Origin of the sequence: Paractinoplanes durhamensis (genome assembly GCF_016862175.1) — a bacterium.
Lineage (GTDB): Bacteria > Actinomycetota > Actinomycetes > Mycobacteriales > Micromonosporaceae > Actinoplanes > Actinoplanes durhamensis.
This window is the reverse complement of the sequence record NZ_BOML01000017.1, coordinates 11,966-30,871: the sequence shown is the minus strand read 5'-3', so window position 1 is coordinate 30,871 and position 18,906 is coordinate 11,966. Positions and strand designations below refer to the sequence as shown.

The following is an 18,906-nucleotide window of genomic DNA, read 5'->3' as shown; positions in this document are numbered from 1 at the left end:
GAACCGACCGGAAACGCCTGGTGATTAACGCCGCTCCGGGGAAGCGAGTCCGTCGACCGCCGCCATCTCGGCCGCGGAGAGCGAAAAGCCGGCGATGTCGAAGTTGGTGGCGACCCGATCGGGCGACGCCGACTTGGGGATCACCACGATCTCGTGCTGCACGTGCCAGCGCAGCACCACCCGCGCCGCGTCGACACCGTGCGCGGCGGCGATCCCGGTCAGCACCGGGTCGTGCAGGTTGGTGGTCTTGAACGGCGAGTAACCCTCGACCACCACGCCGAGTTCACGGTGAGCGGAAACCAAGGAAAAGTCCCAGAGAGTCGGCCCGAACCGGATCTGGTTGACCGCCGGAACGACACCCGTAGCATCAGAAATTTCAGAAATGTCTGAGATGTCATAGTTGGACACGCCGATCGCGGAAACGAGACCGGCGTCGCGGGCGGCCACGAACTCGCGCCACACCCCGACCGAGCGTCCCCGCGACGGCGGCCAGTGGATCAGCCAGAGGTCGACCGCGTCGACGCCGAGCGCCCGCAGGCTCTCGGTGATCGTGGCGCGCTCCTGGCCGGCCTTCTCGGGCGGCAGCTTGGTGGTGATGAAGACCTGGTCCCGGGGCACGCCGGAGTCGGCGAGGGCGCGGCCCACCTCGGCCTCGTTGCCGTACATGGTGGCGGTGTCGATGTGCCGGTAGCCGGTGTCGAGGGCGGCGCGGACGGCCTTGTAGGCCGACTCGCCACGCAGCTGCCAGGTGCCGAAGCCCAGCAGCGGCATGGCGAGATCGGTGCCGGCGAGCGGAAGGGCAGGAATGGTCATGCGCCCCATCTTGCCCCGGCCGGGGACCTATTCCGCGTCGGCCGGGTGGTGACGCGGCACCGGCGAGCGCAACCGGGTGCCGGCCGGGTCGCCGCCGGACGGGGCCGCGGACGGCAGGGCACTGAGCCCCGGCAGCGCGGTGTTCTCCATCGCGGCCCGTTCGGCGAGCGCCCGTTCCAGCTTGGCGCGGGCCTCGTCGTCGGCCGCGTCGGACCGGGATTCGTTCTTGGCGGACCTGAGCTTCATGGCGTACTCCTCAAGAGGCAGGGTGAAGTGGAAGCGCGTACCCCCGCCGGGGTTGTCGGTGACGCCGATCTCCCCGCCGTGGCGTTCCACGATGCGTTTGCAGATGGCCAGGCCCAGCCCGGTGCCGGCATAGCCGGCGTCGGCGTGGGCCCGGTGGAACCGTTCGAAGACCGCGGGTTTCGCCTCGTCCGGGATGCCGATGCCGCGGTCGGCGACGGTGATCCGGGTCCAGCCCTCGCCGACCGGCCCGGCGATGACGTCGACCCGCGGCGCGGCGCCCGGCCGGACGTACTTGAGGGCGTTGCCGATCAGGTTGTCCAGCACGTGCCGCAGCATCGCCGGGTCGGCCGTGACGATCGGCAGGTCGCGGGCGATCACGTCCGGCCGATCGGCCGACGGCAGATGGCCGGTGCGGTCCTGCACGACGTCCGCGACCAGGTCGTCGAGGTCGACCGGCACGCAGGCCAGCGGCGCGTCCCGGGCGGTGGTGTAGGCCAGCAGGGTGTCGATCATGGCGCTCATCCGGTCGACGGCCAGCATGATCCGCGTCAGCGAGTGCCCGGTGTCGCCGTCCTCCTCGGCCAGGCACTCGGTCGCGGTCTCGCAGTGCCCGCGGATGACGGTGAGCGGCGCCTTGAGGTCGTGCGCCACCACCCCGGCGAAGACGGCCAGGTCGTTCTCGTAGCGGCGCAGCTCGGTGATGTCGTGGAAGACCGCGACCGCGCCGGCCGCCCCGGCGCTCGGGTCGAGCGGCCGGCCGTCGACGCTGATCAGGATGCCCTCGGGCCGGGCCGCGTTGCGGATCAGTATCTCCACCCCGTCGCTGCTCTCCCCGCCGAGCGCCCGGATCAGCGGCATCTCCTCGTGCGGGAACGGGGTCCGGCCGTCCGGCCGGAACAACCCGAAATGCTGCTGCCACTGGGTCGAGTCGTGGACGTCGTCGTCGATGCCGAGCAGGTCCCGGGCGGCCGGGTTGTACAGCATGAACTCGCCGTGCTCGTCGACCACGCCGACCCCGTCGCCGATGCTGGCCATCACGGCGGCGAGCAGGACGGCCTGCCGGCGGCTCTCCTCCTCGGCCTGGCGCAGTTCGCGGGTGGCCGCCTCGACCCGGGCCACCGCCCGGGTACGGCTGGAGGCGAGCACGTAGACCAGGCCGGCGACGACCAGGGTGATGGCGATGCCGCCGCCGAGGACCAGGCCGGGCAGGGCGCTGTGCGCGCCGGGCAGGTTGCCGGAATCGGCCCGGATGATCAGCGTCCACTCCCGGTCGGCGACGTCGAGCAGGCTCCGCCGTTCCATGTCCGGATCGCCGGGCACGAAGTAGTGGGCCACCGCCGGGCGGCTGCCGTCGGTGTTGGTGGCGAGCAGTTCGCCGTTGAGCTGGCCCTGGCTGACCGAGGCCAGCACCGCGTTGAGGAAGTCCTGGCCGCGCATGCCGAGCACGAGCCACCCGCGGAACTGCGGATCGGCGGTGCGCGGCCAGATCGGCGCGGCGAAGACGAACGAGTGCTGCTGCCGGGCGACCGGCAGGTTCCGGTCGCGCAGCAGGATGTACGTGTCGGAGACGGTGGCGGTGCTCATCCGGCGCGCGTCGACCAGCGCCTGGGCCGGTTCGCGGGCCGCGGCCAGGTCGACCCCGCTGCGCGTGCCGGGGCTGCGCAGGCCGCGGTTGAACACCGAGAAGTAGTGCTCGGTGCCGGTCGCGGTGGGCTTCAGCACGAGCCCGTCGGCGCCACGCGAGCGCCACAGCTTCTGCACGGCCGGGATCTGTGCGTCGGTGGCCGGCACCACGAAGGCGACGCTGGACGCGCCCTTGAGCCCGGCGCGGTCCAGCGACGAGGTGGCCGCGTCGAAGTCGTCCCAGTTCAGGTTGGCGTCGGTGGCCAGGCCGGTGGCGGTGGCCTCGAGCAGCGAGCGGTAGCGCTCGGTCTCGGCCAGTACCGCGGCGTGTGCCATCTCGGCGCGCTGGGTCATCACCTGTTCGGCGTTCTCGCGTTGCGCGGTGCGCAGGCCGGACACGATCAGCCCGGTGGTGATCACCCCGACGGCGATCACGGCGACAGCGAGGAGCACGGCCGGACGTCCGTGGTCGAAACGTCCGGCGAAGACCCTCCCCCATCGCCTCACCAAAGTGAGCGTAATACGCAAATCACCCCCGTCGGCCGGTTCGGCCAACGGGGGTGAAGGAGGCTCACTTCCAGGTGTCGTACTGATAAAGCTTGTAGGAGGCCATCAGGGTGGTGATCTTGGTGTAGTAGTTCGGGTCGGTGGCGTACCCGGCCTTCCAGACGTTCCAGATGAACTTGTTCGCGTCCCTGGTGTAGGCGAAGGCCGGCTTGTAACGGCTGTTCACCCGCAGGAAGTTCCCGTGGTCCCGGAACGAGTGCGACATCGTGGCGTACGTCCGGAAGGTGGCCGTGGTCGAGAAGCACTCCCCGGTCTTGGTGCACTCGGTGGTCACGTAGTCGTGGCAGCCGCTGGCCAGCTTCCCGAACGAACCGGACTGGCACTTGATCCCGAAGTAGTTGCGGTCGGCGGTGGACAGGCCGCTGCGGCCCCAGCCCGACTCGAGGATCGCCTGCGCGATCGTCACCGAGGCCGGCACGCCGTACTCCTGCCAGCCCTTCTGCGCCCCCGGCACGGCCGCCGCCAGGAACTGCTCGGGCGTGACCGACGGAGTCTCCTTGACCGGCGTGAGCGACGCCCCCGGGCACAGCTTCAGCGTCGGCGTGACGACGTACGCATGCGAGATGTAACCGCCGTCGGTCAGCCGGTTCCACTGCGTGGTCGTGCGCACCGTGCCGGCCACCGAGGTGCCCACCACCCCGCACACGCCCTGCACGGTCGCGCCGTTGCCGACCGCCCGCTTGACCGGCGAGCTCGTGCTCGGCCCGGTGCGGATGTTGACCGAGCCGTCGGTGCTGCGCACGGTCCCGACCTGGTAGGTGACGGCGGCCGGCTTCGGCTTCGCCTTCACCGGGGCCGCCTGCGGCGAGGTGGTCACGCACCGCGGGATGCTCTTGCTGCTCCTGATGTACGCGTGGGTCACGTACGCGCCGCTGGTCAGCCGGTCCCACTGGGTCGAGGTGCGCACCGAGCCGCGGACCGACGGACCGGTCACGGCGCACGCGATGGTGACCTTCTGGTTGTCGCGCAGCGTGCCGACGATCGCGGACGCCAGCGACGGGCCCTTACGCGTCTTCAGCGGCGTGCTCTGCACGTCGACGGTCGCGGTCACCCCGGCGGCCTGGGCGGCGACCGGCGCCACCAGGAGGCCACCACCGGCAGCCAGCACCAGTAACGGTGCAGCCAGCAGTCGGCGGGTGTTCAAGCCCATGAAACGTCCCCTCGTCTCGGTCAGACATCCGTCCGTTCGAAGGTGCCGAGAGGGCGTTGCGAGCCTGGAGCGCACGGGGTTGCGGCTGAGTTGCGGAGAACATCGGCCGGGGCTGTTGTGACGGCCGTCAAGGGACGAGACTGACGAGGCAGCGCGCTTGAAACCTGGCCGGTTTGGGCAAACCGCTTCCGTCTTCGATCACCCACCGCCCGCAGGAGGACTCCCGCCGATGACGGCCCTGGCGTCCCACAGTCAGCCCGCACCCGCCGCCGCCCCCGCCCGCTCCCCCGGCCGCGACAGCGCCGGGCACGTGCTCGCACCGCTCGGCGTCGCGATCCTGGCCGCGGCCGGGGTCGCCGCGATGTACCAGATCTTCGTCCGCACCACGGTCGGCCAGCTCGGTGACACGGCCGCGATGCGCGGCGGCGACGTCGAGCACCCGCGGGTCGTCGAGGTGCTCAGCCGGACGCTGAACGGCACCACCCTGGTCAGCCTGGTGGCGGTCTGCCTGGCCGCGGTCACCATCGGGGTGCTGCGCAAGCGGATCGACCTGGCGGTGGCCGCGACCGTGCTGGTGCTCGGCGCGAACGGCAGCTGCCAGCTGCTGAAGATGCGCCTGGAGCGACCCGACCTGGACGGCCTGGCGATGCCCAACTCGTTCCCGAGCGGGCACACCGCGGCCGCCGCGTCGGTGGCGGCGGCCCTGATCCTGGTGCTGCCGCAGGCGATCCGCGGCATGGTCACGATGATCGGCGCCGGCTACGTCACGATCATCGCGATCGCCACCGTCTGGGCCGAGTGGCACCGCCCGAGCGACACGATCGCCGCGGTGCTGCTGGTGCTGGCCTGGTCGGCGTTCGCCGCGTTCGGGGTGCGGCTGCTGCGCTCCCGGCGCCCGGTCGAGCCGGAACGGCACAGCCGGGTCGGCACCGCCCTCCTGCTGATCGTGTTCGTGGTGGCCGGGGCGGCCGGCGTGCTCGGCCTGGCCACCGTGCTGTTGTCCGAACGCGTCATGCCGGACCTGGTCTCCGGCCGGTTCGCGTTCCTGACCGGCTCGGCCGGCATCGTCGCCGCGGTGGCCGGCGCGTTTCTGATCTGGGTGCGGCTGACGTCCGGCGATCGGCCGGCGACCGCACCGGCCAAGGCGGTCCGCCGCCGCACCAAGGGAGGCAGCAAGTGACTACCCCAACTGACAATCCGGGCACCGCGCCCGCCGTCGATAACGCTCCGACCGCCCCGGCCGCCGCCATCCCGCCCGGTCCGGCCGGCGCCGTGCCGGGCCTGCCCGCGCAGGGTGCGGCCGCGCCGGGCGTGCCCACCGAGGTGGTCGGCACCTACCCCGACTACGCGATGGCCCAGCAGGCCGTCGACCACCTGTCCGACAACAAGTTCCCGGTCGAGCGGACCGCGATCATCGGCACCGACCTGCGGCTGGTGGAAAACGTGCTGGGCCGGCTCACCACCGGCCGGGCGGCGATCGCCGGCGCGGCCAGCGGCGCCTGGTTCGGCCTGTTCGTCGGCCTGCTGTTCGGCCTGTTCAGCGACTCCGGCTGGTTCGGGGTCATCCTGATCTGCCTGCTGATCGGCGCGGCCTGGGGTGCGGTCTTCGGCGCGATCGCGCACGCCGCGACCGGCGGCCGCCGCGACTTCGCCTCGCGCAGCTCGCTGCAGGCCGGCCAGTACGCGGTGACCTCCGACGCCGAGGTCGCCGACCAGGCGCGCCAGCTGCTCATCCAGCTCAACTGGCGGGCCAGCGGGGCCGAGTGATGATCCGGTCGCCCCGGATTTCCGGGGCGACCGGTCAACGGATCAGAACCCGGCGTGCAGCTCGTGGCGCAACTTCACCAGGGCCCGGCTGAGCAGCCGCGACACGTGCATCTGGGAGATGCCGATCTGGTCGGCGATCTGCGACTGGGTGAGGTTGCCGTAGAAGCGCAGGATCAGGATCTTCTGCTCGCGCTCGTCCAGCGTCGCCAGGGCCGGCCCGAGCGCCACCCGGGTCTCGGCCAGCTCGTACTCGTAGTCGTTGCCACCGAGGGTGTCGCCCAGCTCGGTGGTGCCGTCGGCGTTGATCGGGGTGCTCAGCGACGTGGTGTTGTAGGCGCGGGCGCCTTCGAGGCCTTCCAGGACTTCTTCCTCGGTGATGCCGAGGTGCGCCGAGATGTCGGCGACGGTCGGCGAGCGGCCGAGGGTGTGGGTGAGGGTGCTGTTGGCCTCGGTGATCGCCAGGCGCAGCTCCTGCAGGCGGCGCGGGACCCGGATGGACCAGGTGCGGTCGCGGAAGTGGCGCTTGATCTCGCCGATGATGGTCGGGATGGCGTAGCCGGCGAAGTCGACGCCGCGCTCGGGGTCGAACTTGTCGACGGCTTTGATGAGGCCGACGTTGGCGGTCTGGATCAGGTCGTCGGTGGGCTCGCCGCGGCCGGCGTAGCGGTTGGCGAGGTGCCGGGCCAGCGGGAGCCACGCCTCGATCACGCTGTCGCGCAGGGCGGGCCGGGACGGATCGCCGGCGGGCACGGCCGCCAGCACGGTGAGCATCTCGGTGGCGGTGTCCGGGACCGAGTTGTGACTGGATCTCGAGGTGGCCATGGTCTGGATCATTCGGTGGTCCTCCATCAGCGGGCAGAGAGCCGTGCCCGCACGCGGCGACCGTTCAGTGCCTCCACGCTAACCACAAAGACTAGGTAGCACTAGCCGAAAGTATGAGTCACTCACGTCGAATGACCGAGCCGAGCCTGGCAAGAGGGACATCAGCGAGGATTCAATGTCGGTCCCCCGTGGTAAACAGCGGGAAACATCTTTGACGGAAGCGGATGGGAAACCCTGATGGCCACTCTCGGCATCGACATCGGCGGCTCGGGCGTGAAGGGAGCGCCGGTCGACACGGACGCGGGCGACCTGCTCGCCGAGCGCTACCGCGTGCCCACCCCGCAGCCCAGCGACGTGACCAGCGTGGTCGAGGCGGTGGCCGAGGTGGCCGCCCAGTTCGACGACTTCGACCGGGTCGGCATCACCTTCCCGGGCGTGGTGGTCGACGGCGTGACCCGCACCGCGGCGAACGTCGACAAGTCCTGGCTCGACGCGCCCGCGGCCCACCTGTTCACCGAGCGGCTCGGCAAGCCGGTCACCGTGCTCAACGACGCCGACGCGGCCGGGGCGGCCGAGGTGGCGTTCGGCGCCGGCCGCGACCAGCGTGGCCTGATCATGATGCTGACCTTCGGCACCGGCATCGGCAGCGCGCTGTTCCTCGACGGCGTGCTGATCCCCAACACCGAGTTCGGCCACCTGGAGCTGGACGGCAAGGACGCCGAGCTGCGCGCCTCCGACCGGGCCCGGGAGACCGAGGACATGAGCTGGGAGAAGTGGGCCGGCCGGGTCGAGGGCTACCTGCGGCACGTCGAGATGCTGCTCTCACCGCGGCTGTTCATCATCGGCGGCGGGGTCAGCAAGAAGTCCGACAAGTTCTTCCCGCTGATCGACATCCGCACCCCGATGGTCCCGGCGACCCTGCTCAACAACGCCGGCATCATCGGCGCGGCGGTCGCCGCCCACCAGGCCGACGCCCCGGCCCCGGCCCAGGTCTAGGGGGCGACCGTGCCGCGCACCATCGCCACCAACACGACCGTGGACCGCGAGGCGCTGCTGGAGTTCCTCCGGCCGCGCCACCACGCGATCCTGATGACCACCCGCCGCGACGGGCGCCCGCAGTCGTCGCCCAACACCTGCGGCGTCGACACCGAGGGCCGGATCGTCATCTCCACCTACCCCGAGCGGGCCAAGGCGATGAACGTCCGGCGCAACCCGCAGGTGTCAGTGCTGGTCCTCTCCGAGGACTTCGGCGGCGCCTGGGTGCAGGTGGACGGGTCGGCCGAGGTGCTCGACCTGCCCGACTCGATCGAGCCCTTGGTGGAATATTTCCGCTGCATCTCCGGCGAGCACCCGGACTGGGACGAGTACCGCCAGGCGATGCGTGACCAGGGCAAATCCCTGATCCGCATCACCATCGACCGGTGGGGCCCGATCGCCACCGGCGGCTTCCCCGCTCGCCTGGCGTAGCCGGAAGGCAAGAAAAGGCCGGCGCCCTGAACCAGGGCGCCGGCCTTATTTCTTGGGGGGTCATCGGGTCCGTCAGGCCGCAGCGACCTCCTGCTCGATGCCGAGCAGGTAGAGCAGGGTGTCGCGGTGCATCGCGGCGACCGGCTCGAGCAGGTCGGGGTGGCGCAGCAGCACGGCCGCGTCCCGGTCGCGCTGGTCCGGGTCGAGCAGCCGGCGAAACTCGGTCGGCAGGCCGCCGACCCGGTGCGGGTGCGGGCGGGGGCGGTCGGTGCCGCTCGGCGGGATCGCCGCGGCCACCGCGTCGACGCCCTTACGGGCCAGCCGCGGGTCGGCCAGCAGGCAGGCGGCCCAGCTCACCACGACCTCGTCGACCCAGGTGCGCCAGCCCTCCTCCTCGGCCTCCTCGTCGTCCGGCTCGCTGCCGACCCGCCAGTCGAGCACGGCGGAACCGCCCGGGCCGGCGATCGCGACCAGGGCCGCGTCCATCTCCGTCGGGTAGCGCAGCCACGCGGCGACCGTCACGGCCTGGCGGGCCTGCAGCTCGGAGAGCGTGTGGGCGATGGTGTCAGGGGTGCCCGCGGGGTAGGCGCGCGCCAGCCAGTGGGTGCTGGCGGCGATCACCGGCGAGAGCTCGACAGACGGTCCGGCCACGAAGTGCTCCTCGAGGTCAGGCGCAGCTCCGGTCGAGCTGCGTCTGGGGTACCTCTCGGTCGTTTCGACAGCCGATCTGAGCAGGGTCACCGGAGTGGGACCGGCCGGCAACCAACGCGCTCCCCAGCGCCGTCCGGCCGATGAACCGGTGGTGCGCGGGAGACGTGATTTTGCTGGCCGGTAACGTGCCGATGATCAAAACGGTTAAGCGCAAGCGAATGCTTCATCGGGGCGAACTGTCGAAATTCACCGGCGGCGCACGACCGCTCCTGGAGGAGCCGGCCTGAGCGCTCTCCGGTAGGTTTGACGCATCGGCACGCTCGTCGTTTGCGGTGCCTCCCCTGCGGAGAAGTATGCCCTGACGGCGGTGCTAGTTCGCCGCGCCCGTGCCCGCCCCGCTGACTACGGTGGAGATCATGACCGGTCGTTTTCCTATCGAAGACGTAACGCCGTCCGTGTCCTGTGGCCGATACCCGGCCAAGGCAGTCGTCGGTGAATTCGTGCCGGTTTCCGCGACGTCCTATCGCGAAGGACATCACGCCCTCGGCGTGAACGTGGTATGGCGCGGCCCCGACGGCGAATCCGAACCGTTCACCCGGATGCGACCGGGCGAGCCCGGCCTCGACCAGTGGCACGGCCTGATCCGGCCGGACAGGGTCGGCCGGTGGACGTTCACCGTGGAGGCGTTCGAGGATCCTTACCGGACCTGGCGCGACGCGGTGGTCAAGAAGATCGGCGCCGGCCAGGGTCTGGAGGACCTGGCGAACGACCTGGCCGACGGCGCCGAGGTGCTCGACCTGGCCCTCAAGATCGTGGCGCACGAGGACGAGGAGCGGGTCCGCGCCGCCGCCGTGGCGCTGCGCGACGACCAGCAGTCGCTGTTCGCCCGGGTCTCCCCCGCGCTCGACCTGGAGGAGCTGCTCTGGTCCAACCCGGTCCGGCAGCAGGTCACCACCACCCGGTCCTATGCGGTCTGGGTCGACCGCAAGCGCGCCCTCTACTCGGCCTGGTATGAGTTCTTCCCCCGCTCCGAGGGCGCCGAGATCGGCCCGGAGTCGACGCCGATCAAGCACGGCACGTTCCGCACCGCGGCCCAGCGGATCCCGGCGGTCGCGGCGATGGGCTTCGACGTGCTCTACCTCCCGCCGATCCACCCGATCGGCAAGATCAACCGCAAGGGCCGCAACAACACCCTGGCGGCCCGCCCGGTCGACGTCGGCTCGCCGTGGGCGATCGGCTCCGACGAGGGTGGCCACGACGCCATCCACCCCGAGCTCGGCACCCTGGCGGACTTCCGCTACTTCCTCCAGGTCGCGAAGGACAACGGCCTGGAGGTGGCGCTCGACCTCGCGCTGCAGGCCGCGCCCGACCATCCCTGGGTCAAGTCGCACCCGGAGTTCTTCACCACCAAGGCCGACGGCACCATCGCGTACGCCGAGAACCCGCCCAAGAAATACCAGGACATCTACCCGCTGAACTGGGACAACGACTACCGGGCGCTGCGCGACGAGGTCTACCGCGTGGTCCGGCACTGGATCGACAACGGCGTCAAGATCTTCCGGGTCGACAACCCGCACACCAAGGCGCTCAACTTCTGGCAGTGGCTGATCGCGAAGATCAAGGAAACCGACCCGGACGTGCTGTTCCTGGCCGAGGCGTTCACCCGGCCGGCCATGATGAACGGCCTCGGCAAGATCGGCTTCACCCAGTCCTACACGTATTTCACCTGGCGCACGACGGCCTGGGAGATGCGCGAGTACATGGGCCAGCTGATCGCCTCGCTGGACTGGATGCGGCCCAACTTCTGGCCCAACACGCCCGACATCCTGCACGAGACGCTGCAGCACGGCGGCCCGCCGATGTTCAAGATTCGGTCGGTGCTGGCCAGCATGCTCACGCCGTCCTGGGGCATGTATTCCGGGTACGAGTTGTTCGAGCACGTCGCCCGGGCCGGTGCCGAGGAGTACGTCGACAACGAGAAGTTCGAGCTCAAGCCGCGTGACTGGGCGGCTGCCGAGCGCTCCGGCCGGTCCCTCGCTCCGTACATCACCCGGCTCAACAAGGTCCGGGCGGAGAACCCCGCTCTGCACTGGCTGCGCAACCTGCGCTTCCACGAGGTCGACAACGGCGCGCTGCTCGTCTTCTCCAAGCGTGACCTTGAGACCGGTAACACCGTTCTGGTTGTCGTCTCCTTCGACTCGAGCAACGTCCAGTGGGGCAACGTCACGCTCAACATGCCCGAGCTGGGCATGGACTGGCACGAGCGGTTCACGGTGATCGACCAGATCACCGGGACAACGTACGAGTGGGGCCAGCACAACGCCGTCCGGATCGACCCCTACGTCGAGCCGGCGCACATCTTCGTGTTGCAGCAACGCAACTGATTCAAGTACCTGCGGGTGGGTAGGTGGGAAAGCAATGGACCTGAGTGACGATCTCGACCCGGCGTACGATCCGGCGGAGGGCAGCCACGTCGAGGACGGCGTGGTCGAGCACCCCACCGCCGAGGACTTCGGGCACGCGCGAGCGCTGCCCGCGGACGCGACATGGTTCCAGCGGGCGGTGTTCTACGAGGTCCTGGTCCGGGCCTTCTACGACTCCAGCTCGGATGGCTCCGGCGACCTGCGCGGCCTGATCGAACGGCTCGACTACCTGCAATGGCTCGGCGTCGACTGCCTCTGGCTGCCGCCGTTCTACGACTCGCCGCTGCGCGACGGCGGCTACGACATCCGCGACTTCTACAAGGTGCTGCCGGAGTTCGGCACGGTGGAAGACTTCGTGGCGCTGCTCGACGCGGCCCACAAGCGCGGCATCCGGGTGATCACCGACCTGGTCATGAACCACACCTCCGACCAGCACGCGTGGTTCCAGGAGTCGCGGCGGGACCCGGACGGGCCGTACGGCGACTTCTACGTCTGGAGCGACACCAGCGACAAGTACCAGGACGCCCGGGTCATCTTCGTGGACACCGAGGAGTCGAACTGGACGTTCGACCCGGTGCGCCGGCAGTTCTTCTGGCACCGGTTCTTCTCCCACCAGCCCGACCTCAACTACGACAACCCGGCCGTGCAGGAGGCGATGCTCGACTGTCTCCGCTTCTGGCTCGACATCGGCATCGACGGTTTCCGGCTGGACGCGGTCCCTTACCTGTACGAGCGGGAGGGCACCAACGGCGAGAACCTGCCGGAGACGCACTCGTTCCTCAAGCACTGCCGCAAGGTGATCGACGACGAGTTCCCGGGCCGGGTGTTGCTGGCCGAGGCGAATCAGTGGCCGGCCGATGTGGTGGAGTATTTCGGCGATCCGAAGACCGGTGGCGACGAGTGCCACATGGCGTTCCACTTCCCGCTGATGCCACGGATCTTCATGGCCGTACGCCGGGAATCGCGTTTTCCGATCTCCGAGATCCTGGCCCAGACGCCGGCCATTCCGGACAACTGCCAGTGGGGCATCTTCCTGCGTAACCACGACGAGCTGACCCTCGAGATGGTGACGGACGAGGAACGCGACTACATGTACTCGGAGTACGCCAAGGACCCGCGGATGAAAGCGAACGTCGGCATCCGCCGGCGACTCGCCCCCCTGCTGGAGAACGACCGCAATCAGATCGAGCTGTTCACCGCGATGCTGCTGTCGCTGCCCGGTTCGCCGGTGCTGTACTACGGCGACGAGATCGGCATGGGCGACAACATCTGGCTCGGTGACCGCGACGGCGTGCGCACCCCGATGCAGTGGACGCCCGACCGCAACGCCGGCTTCTCCACCGCCAACCCCGGCCGGCTCTACCTCCCGGCCAACCAGGACCCGGTGTACGGGTACCAGGCGGTCAACGTGGAGGCCCAGCGGGACAGCTCCACGTCGCTGCTCAACTGGACCCGGACGATGCTCGCGGTCCGCCGCCGGCACGACGCATTCGCCGTCGGCACCTTCCGTGAGCTGGGCGGATCGAACCCGTCGGTGCTCGCCTACCTGCGCGAGAACGGCGACGACGTCGTCCTCTGCGTGAACAATCTGTCGCGCTTCCCGCAACCGATCGAGCTCAACCTGCAGCACTGGAACGGGTACACGCCGGTCGAGCTGACCGGGCACGTGAACTTCCCGCGGATCGGCCAGCTGCCCTACCTTCTGACGCTGCCCGGACACGGCTTCTACTGGTTCCAGCTGTGCAGGTCGGAGGAGAAGCAATGACGCTGCCCTTCGCGGAATGGCTGCCGAAGCAGCGCTGGTACGCCGGCAAGGCGCGCACCCTGTCGACCGTCTCCGAGGGGTCGTCGACGAAACTCGGCGACAACCTCGACCTGATCCTGGTCGACGTCGCCTACACCGACGGCAGCTCCGAGCGCTACCAGGTGATCGTCGCCTGGGACAACCGGCCGATGGCCGAGTACAGCAGCGTGGCCACCATCGGCACGGTCGAGGGCCGCACCGGCTACGACGCGCTCTACGACCCGGGCGCCGCCCGCTACCTGTTGTCCCTGGTGGCCGGCGGCAGCTCGGTCGACGACGTGATCTTCGAGCCGGAGCCGTACGCCACGTTCCCCAGCGACGAGTCGTGGCCGCGGGTGTTCGACGCCGAGCAGAGCAACACCAGCGTGATCTTCGGCGAGGACGCGATCCTCAAGGTGTTCCGCCGGGTCTCCAACGGCATCAACCCCGACATCGAGCTCAACCAGGTGCTCGGCCGGCGCGGCAACCCGCACGTGGCGAAGCTGCTCGGCTCGTTCGAGACCACCGAGAGCGGCGAGCCGTGCCCGCTGGGCATGGTGACCGCGTTCGCCGGCAACTCGGCCGAGGGCTGGGCGATGGCCACCGCCAGCGCCCGGGACCTGTTCGCCGACGCCGAGATGGGCGCCGACGAGGTCGGCGGCGACTTCCAGGGCGAGTCCTACCGGCTCGGCGAGGCGGTCGCGTCGGTGCACGCCGACCTGGCCGCCGAGCTCGGCTCCGGCCCGGCGCCGTTCCCGCTCGACGCGGTGCTGGCCCGGCTGCGCCAGGCGGCCGCCTCGGTCGGCGAGCTGGAGCAGTACGTTCCGACCATCGAGGAGCAGTTCCGGGCCCTCGACGGCGAAGAGGTCACGGTCCAGCGGGTGCACGGCGACCTGCACCTCGGCCAGGTGCTGCGCACCCCCGAGGCGTGGCTGCTGATCGACTTCGAGGGTGAGCCCGGGGTGCCGCTCGACCAGCGGCGCCTGCCGGACTCCCCGCTGCGCGACGTCGCCGGCGTGCTGCGCAGCTACGAGTACGCCGCCTACCAGTTGCTCGTCGACTCCGACGACGAGGAGCATCTGGCCGCCCGCGCCCGGGAGTGGGTGGACCGCAACCGGGCCGCCTTCTGCGATGGTTACGCACACGCCTCCGGCCTCGACCCACGAACCCAGGGTGCGCTGCTCGCGGCGTACGAGTTGGACAAGGCGGTCTACGAGGCCGCATACGAAGCCCGGCACCGGCCCGGATGGCTGCGGATCCCGTTGCGATCCATCGCCCGCCTGGTCGGACGAACCACTTTCTAAGGAGTCACCCCCGTGATCGGCCATCCCGCCTCCTCGCTCGCCGCCGACCAGCGCGCCATGAACGGCGTGGCGGCCGGTGAGACGCACGACCCGCACGCCGTCCTCGGCGCGCACCCCAGCGGCGATCACACCGTGATCCGCACCCTGCGCAAGGGCGCCGAGAAGGTGACGGTCGTCTACGGCGGCGAGCGGGCCGACATGACCAAGATCCACGATGCCGGCATCTTCGCCGCCGAGGTGCCCGGCACGGTCCTCGACTACCGCCTCGACGTGGACGGCACCGAGTTCGACGACCCGTACCGTCACCTGCCCACGCTGGGCGAGCTCGACCTGCACCTGATCGGCGAGGGCCGGCACGAGAAGCTGTGGCGGGTGCTCGGCGCCCAGCCGCGCGGCACCGGCGTCGCGTTCGCGGTGTGGGCGCCGGCCGCCCGCGGCGTCCAGGTGGTCGGCGACTTCGCCGGCTGGGGCCCGTACGACGGATGGCCGATGCGGTCGCTGGGCAGCAGCGGCGTCTGGGAGCTCTACATCCCCGGCGCGCAGGTCGGCAACCGTTACAAGTTCAAGATCCTCGGCCGGGACGGCGCGTGGCGCGAGCACGCCGACCCGCTGGCCCAGCACACCGAGATCCCGCCGGCCACCGCGTCGGTGGTGTGGGAGTCGACGTACGACTGGCAGGACTCCGACTGGCTGGCCGAGCGGGCCACCAAGCAGTGGCACCAGGAGCCGATGAGCGCCTACGAGGTGCACCTGGGTTCGTGGCGGCCCGGCCTCTCCTACGTGGAGCTGGCCGAGCAGCTGGTCGACTACGTGGTCGAGACCGGCTTCACGCACGTCGAGCTGATGCCGGTGATGGAGCACCCGTTCGGCGGTTCCTGGGGCTACCAGGTCACCGGCTACTTCGCCCCCACCTCCCGCTTCGGCAACCCCGACGAGTTCCGCTACCTGGTCGACAAGCTGCACCAGGCCGGCATCGGCGTCATCCTCGACTGGGTGCCCGCGCACTTCCCGAAGGACGAGTGGGCCCTCGCGCGCTTCGACGGCACCCCGCTCTACGAGCACGGCGACTGGCGCCGGGGCGAACACCCCGATTGGGGTACGTACGTCTTCGACTTCGGCCGCAAGGAGGTGCGCAACTTCCTGGTCGCCAACGCCGTCTACTGGTGCGAGGAGTTCCACGCCGACGGCCTGCGGGTCGACGCCGTGGCCTCGATGCTCTACCTGGACTACTCCCGGAAGGACGGGGAGTGGACGCCTAATCAATACGGCGGCCGGGAGAACCTGGACGCGATCAGCTTCCTGCAGGAGATGAACGCGACCGTCTACAAGAACAACCCCGGCGTGGTCACCATCGCCGAGGAGTCGACGGCGTGGCCGGGCGTCACCCGCCCGACCCACCTCGGCGGCCTGGGCTTCGGCTTCAAGTGGAACATGGGCTGGATGAACGACACCCTGTCCTACATGGAGAAGGAGCCGATCTACCGGCAGTGGCACCACCACCAGATGACCTTCGCCACGGTCTACGCCTGGAGCGAGAACTACATCCTGCCGATCAGCCACGACGAGGTCGTGCACGGCAAGGGTTCGCTGGCCGGCAAGATGCCCGGCGACGAGTGGCAGAAGCTGGCCAACACCCGCGCGCTGCTCGGCTTCATGTGGGCGTTCACCGGCAAGCAGCTGCTGTTCATGGGCAGCGAGATGGGCGACATGCGGGAGTGGTCCGAGGAGCGCGGCCTGGACTGGGGCCTGCTCGAAAACCCGGCCTTCGGCGGCGTGAAGGGCCTGGTCAAGGACCTCAACCGGGTCTACAAGGAGACCCCGGCGATCTGGACGCAGGACACCAGCCCGTCCGGCTTCCGCTGGATCACCAGCGAGGACTCACAACACAACACCTTCTCCTTCGTACGCTTCGCGCCCAACGGCGACGCCCTGGCCTGCATCGTCAACTTCGCCGCGGTCCCGCACGAGGGCTACCGCATCGGCCTCCCCCGCACCGGAAAGTGGCAAGAGGTGGTCAACACCGACAGCGAGCTGTACGGCGGCTCCGGCGTCGGCAACCTGGGCGAGGTGACGGCCGAGGAGATCCCGTGGCACGGCTTCAACGCCTCGGTCTCGCTGCGCATCCCCCCGCTCGGCGCGGTCTGGCTGCGCTACCAGCAGTAGTCGTTTTGTCGGCGCGATCCCGGTTCGGCCGAACCGGGGTCGCGCCGTTTGCTGTCCGTGCCGCATCATCTCCGCCGTGCCGACGATCGAGGGCGACCGCTGCCCCACCTGTGCCACCGCGCTGACCCGGCTGCCCGAGGCGGAGCCGTGGTGCGGCGCGTGCGAGTGGAACCTCGACCACTTCGCCGAGAACCCGCACGACAGCTGGTTCTGGCGGCGGATGTCCCGCTCCGACCACGAGGCCGGCTTTCGCTCACATCGGCTGCTGGCCGAGACGGCCGCCCCGGTGCTGAGCCGCAACCACCGCTTCCTGGTGGCCCTCTCCTCGGCGGTGATGATGGCGATGCTGGCCCTGATCGCCGGTGGCCTCGTCCTGATCATCCTCGGCGGACCGTTCTTCCCGATCGTCCTCGGCCTGGTCCTGCTGTTCCTGGCGGTCCTGATCCGGCCGCGCTTCACCCGGCTCAAGCGCCTGCTCAAGAACTCGTACCGGGTCGAGATCACCAACGCGCCGGCCATCCACACCCTGATCGACCGGATCGCCGCCGAGTTGGACGCGCCGAAGCCCGACGTCCTGCTCTTCGACTTCGCCTGGAACGCGGGCGTGACCACGGTCGGGCCGCGTCCGCTGCGGGTCCTCACCATCGGCGTGCCATTGCTGCTGGTGCTGACCCCGGCCCAACTGGTCGCCGTCCTCGGCCACGAGCTGGGCCACCTGAAGTACGCCGACGTCCGGCGCGGCACCCTGACCTCGCCCGCCCGCTACACCTTCGGCCGGTTGTCCCGCCTGGTCCGGCCGCCGCGGATCTCGGCCTGGGAGCTCGGCCTGAACCCGCCGGCCACCATCGCCCTGTTCCTCTGGCAGGTGATCGGCGGCTCGATCTCATGGCTGCTCTTCGCCGCCCACGTCGGCGTGAACGTGCTCGGCGCCCAGGACGACCGGACCGTGGAACTGCGGGCCGACGCCGCCGCGGCCAGGGTCGCCGGAAGCGCGACCGCCCTGGAGACGATGGACGTGCTGGCGATGCTGCCCACCCTGACCGGCTACGTGCAGCACTACGTCCCGAAGGGCGAGGCCGCGGCCACGTGGCGCCGCATGCTGCGCGCGGTCCGCGAGCGCGAGATCGAAACCGCCCCGGCCTGGCGCCAGCTCTCGATCCGCACCCACGCCACGCTGTTCGCCTCGCACCCGCCCGCCGGCCGCCGGCACCAGTGGCTGGCCGCCCAGCCCCCGTCCGACGCCGCCGTGTTGCTCGACGAGGAGCAGGCGGCGGCCTTGGAGAAGGAGATCGGCCCCTACGCCGAGGCCCTGCACCGCACGATGCTGCGCCACGTCACCGAGTGACGGGTTACAACGGAATGTCCCAGGCCGACGCCTTGAAGGTGACGGTGCCGTCCTGCGCGATCGCGGTCACCTCGAGCACGACCATCTTCCAGGTGTTCGCGGTGACCCGGGCCGCGTCCCGCGAGGTATTGATGCAATAGACCTGGCCGGTGCGGATCGCCTTGTTTCCTTGCGGCAGAGGGCTGAGCTGGATCAGTTCGTTGCATTCGACCGGCTTCACCTGGGGCGAGCCAGCCAGGCTGCCGTCCACGCCGCCGTTGAGCGTGATGCTGGCGCCGCTGCTCGTGCAGGCCGGGTTCACCGTGAAGTCCCTGCTGGCGGCCTCCACGCCGACCCTGGGCTCGTCCAGGTCGATGTTGGTGGATTCGCCGCACCGGGAGGTGGCGATCTTCAGTGACTTGCCGGAGTACTTGACGGTGTACTTCGTCTGCGCGTCGAGCGTCGGTGTACCGGTCTCCTCCGAGGCCGGCTCCGTGGTCGGCTCCACCGTCGGCTCGGTGGCCGGCTCCTGAGTGGGCGCCTCCTGAGTGGGCGGCGGAGTGGCCGGCTGCCCGGCGATCTGAGTGGAGGCCTTGTCGAAGGCCTCGTCGGCACGGCCGTTGGCCCGCCACGCGAGCGCCACCGCAACCAGGGCGAGAAGCACCGCGACCCCGGCCGCCCCGGCCGTGAAAAGGCGGGCACCCCGCCCGGTCGCCGGTGGCGGCTTCGGTGCCGAAGGAGCGGTGGACGGGGAAGCGAGTGGCGGTTGCGGGCCGCCGGCCGACTTGGATGCGGGCGGGGCT

At 70.1% G+C, this 18,906-nt stretch carries 15 protein-coding genes; 9 read left to right on the top strand and 6 right to left on the bottom strand.

Annotated elements, in window-relative coordinates; translation table 11 throughout:
* Nucleotides 1-24 precede the first annotated feature (24 nt).
* The 3 genes from Adu01nite_RS09185 to gsmA form a co-directional block, all read right to left on the bottom strand.
* A complete protein-coding gene (locus tag Adu01nite_RS09185) occupies nucleotides 25-813 on the bottom strand; it encodes an aldo/keto reductase (RefSeq protein ID WP_239132258.1) in 789 nt (262 codons plus the stop codon).
* Between the two features lie 27 nt (nucleotides 814-840).
* Nucleotides 841-3,135 carry an ATP-binding protein gene (locus Adu01nite_RS09180; protein WP_239132257.1) on the bottom strand — a complete coding sequence of 765 codons (2,295 nt, stop codon included), beginning with the start codon at nucleotides 3,133-3,135 and terminating at the stop codon, nucleotides 841-843.
* Nucleotides 3,136-3,253: 118 nt separating this feature from the next.
* On the bottom strand, nucleotides 3,254-4,399 hold the full coding sequence (gene gsmA / locus Adu01nite_RS09175) for a sporangiospore maturation cell wall hydrolase GsmA (protein ID WP_203726136.1): 1,146 nt from the start codon (nucleotides 4,397-4,399) through the stop codon (nucleotides 3,254-3,256).
* Between the two features lie 229 nt (nucleotides 4,400-4,628).
* Between gsmA and Adu01nite_RS09170 the strand changes: the two genes are divergently transcribed.
* Together Adu01nite_RS09170 and Adu01nite_RS09165 are read left to right on the top strand one after the other, a co-directional pair.
* On the top strand, nucleotides 4,629-5,579 hold the full coding sequence (locus tag Adu01nite_RS09170; protein WP_203726135.1) for a phosphatase PAP2 family protein: 951 nt from the start codon (nucleotides 4,629-4,631) through the stop codon (nucleotides 5,577-5,579).
* Between the two features lie 68 nt (nucleotides 5,580-5,647).
* The gene (locus Adu01nite_RS09165) at nucleotides 5,648-6,166 is read left to right on the top strand and encodes a YflT domain-containing protein (protein ID WP_379138901.1); all 519 of its coding nucleotides are present in this window, start codon (nucleotides 5,648-5,650) and stop codon (nucleotides 6,164-6,166) included.
* A 42-nt stretch (nucleotides 6,167-6,208) separates the two neighbouring features.
* On the opposite strand, the gene Adu01nite_RS09160 is transcribed toward Adu01nite_RS09165, so the two are convergent.
* Entirely contained in the window at nucleotides 6,209-6,988 is a 780-nt protein-coding gene (locus Adu01nite_RS09160; RefSeq protein WP_239132256.1) for a SigB/SigF/SigG family RNA polymerase sigma factor, read from the bottom strand.
* Between the two features lie 237 nt (nucleotides 6,989-7,225).
* Here Adu01nite_RS09160 and ppgK point away from each other — a divergent pair, with 237 nt between their 5' ends.
* Together ppgK and Adu01nite_RS09150 are read left to right on the top strand one after the other, a co-directional pair.
* Entirely contained in the window at nucleotides 7,226-7,984 is a 759-nt protein-coding gene (gene ppgK / locus Adu01nite_RS09155) for a polyphosphate--glucose phosphotransferase (protein ID WP_203726132.1), read from the top strand.
* A gap of 9 nt (nucleotides 7,985-7,993) precedes the next feature.
* Nucleotides 7,994-8,455: a PPOX class F420-dependent oxidoreductase gene (locus tag Adu01nite_RS09150; RefSeq protein ID WP_203726131.1), complete on the top strand. Its 462-nt coding sequence runs from the start codon at nucleotides 7,994-7,996 to the stop codon at nucleotides 8,453-8,455.
* 72 nt (nucleotides 8,456-8,527) lie between these two features.
* On the opposite strand, the gene Adu01nite_RS09145 is transcribed toward Adu01nite_RS09150, so the two are convergent.
* A complete protein-coding gene (locus Adu01nite_RS09145) occupies nucleotides 8,528-9,106 on the bottom strand; it encodes a hypothetical protein (RefSeq protein ID WP_203726130.1) in 579 nt (192 codons plus the stop codon).
* Nucleotides 9,107-9,522: 416 nt separating this feature from the next.
* On the opposite strand from Adu01nite_RS09145, the gene Adu01nite_RS09140 reads away from it, so the two are divergent.
* From Adu01nite_RS09140 to Adu01nite_RS09120, 5 genes are all read left to right on the top strand, one after another.
* On the top strand, nucleotides 9,523-11,490 hold the full coding sequence (locus Adu01nite_RS09140; protein ID WP_203726129.1) for an alpha-1,4-glucan--maltose-1-phosphate maltosyltransferase: 1,968 nt from the start codon (nucleotides 9,523-9,525) through the stop codon (nucleotides 11,488-11,490).
* Between the two features lie 34 nt (nucleotides 11,491-11,524).
* On the top strand, nucleotides 11,525-13,294 hold the full coding sequence (treS, locus tag Adu01nite_RS09135; RefSeq protein WP_203726128.1) for a maltose alpha-D-glucosyltransferase: 1,770 nt from the start codon (nucleotides 11,525-11,527) through the stop codon (nucleotides 13,292-13,294).
* Nucleotides 13,291-14,616, top strand: a complete 1,326-nt coding sequence (locus Adu01nite_RS09130; protein ID WP_203726127.1) for a maltokinase N-terminal cap-like domain-containing protein — start codon at nucleotides 13,291-13,293, stop codon at nucleotides 14,614-14,616. Before treS ends, Adu01nite_RS09130 begins: the two co-directional genes overlap by 4 nt.
* Before the next feature lie 57 nt (nucleotides 14,617-14,673).
* Entirely contained in the window at nucleotides 14,674-16,779 is a 2,106-nt protein-coding gene (gene glgB / locus Adu01nite_RS09125; RefSeq protein WP_203726166.1) for a 1,4-alpha-glucan branching protein GlgB, read from the top strand.
* A 76-nt stretch (nucleotides 16,780-16,855) separates the two neighbouring features.
* Nucleotides 16,856-18,124, top strand: coding sequence for a M48 family metallopeptidase (locus Adu01nite_RS09120; RefSeq protein ID WP_203726126.1), 1,269 nt, complete (start codon nucleotides 16,856-16,858; stop codon nucleotides 18,122-18,124).
* 4 nt (nucleotides 18,125-18,128) lie between these two features.
* Here Adu01nite_RS09120 and Adu01nite_RS09115 read toward each other — a convergent pair whose 3' ends face one another.
* The gene (locus Adu01nite_RS09115; RefSeq protein ID WP_203726125.1) at nucleotides 18,129-18,767 is read right to left on the bottom strand and encodes a hypothetical protein; all 639 of its coding nucleotides are present in this window, start codon (nucleotides 18,765-18,767) and stop codon (nucleotides 18,129-18,131) included.
* Nucleotides 18,768-18,906: the final 139 nt, after the last annotated feature.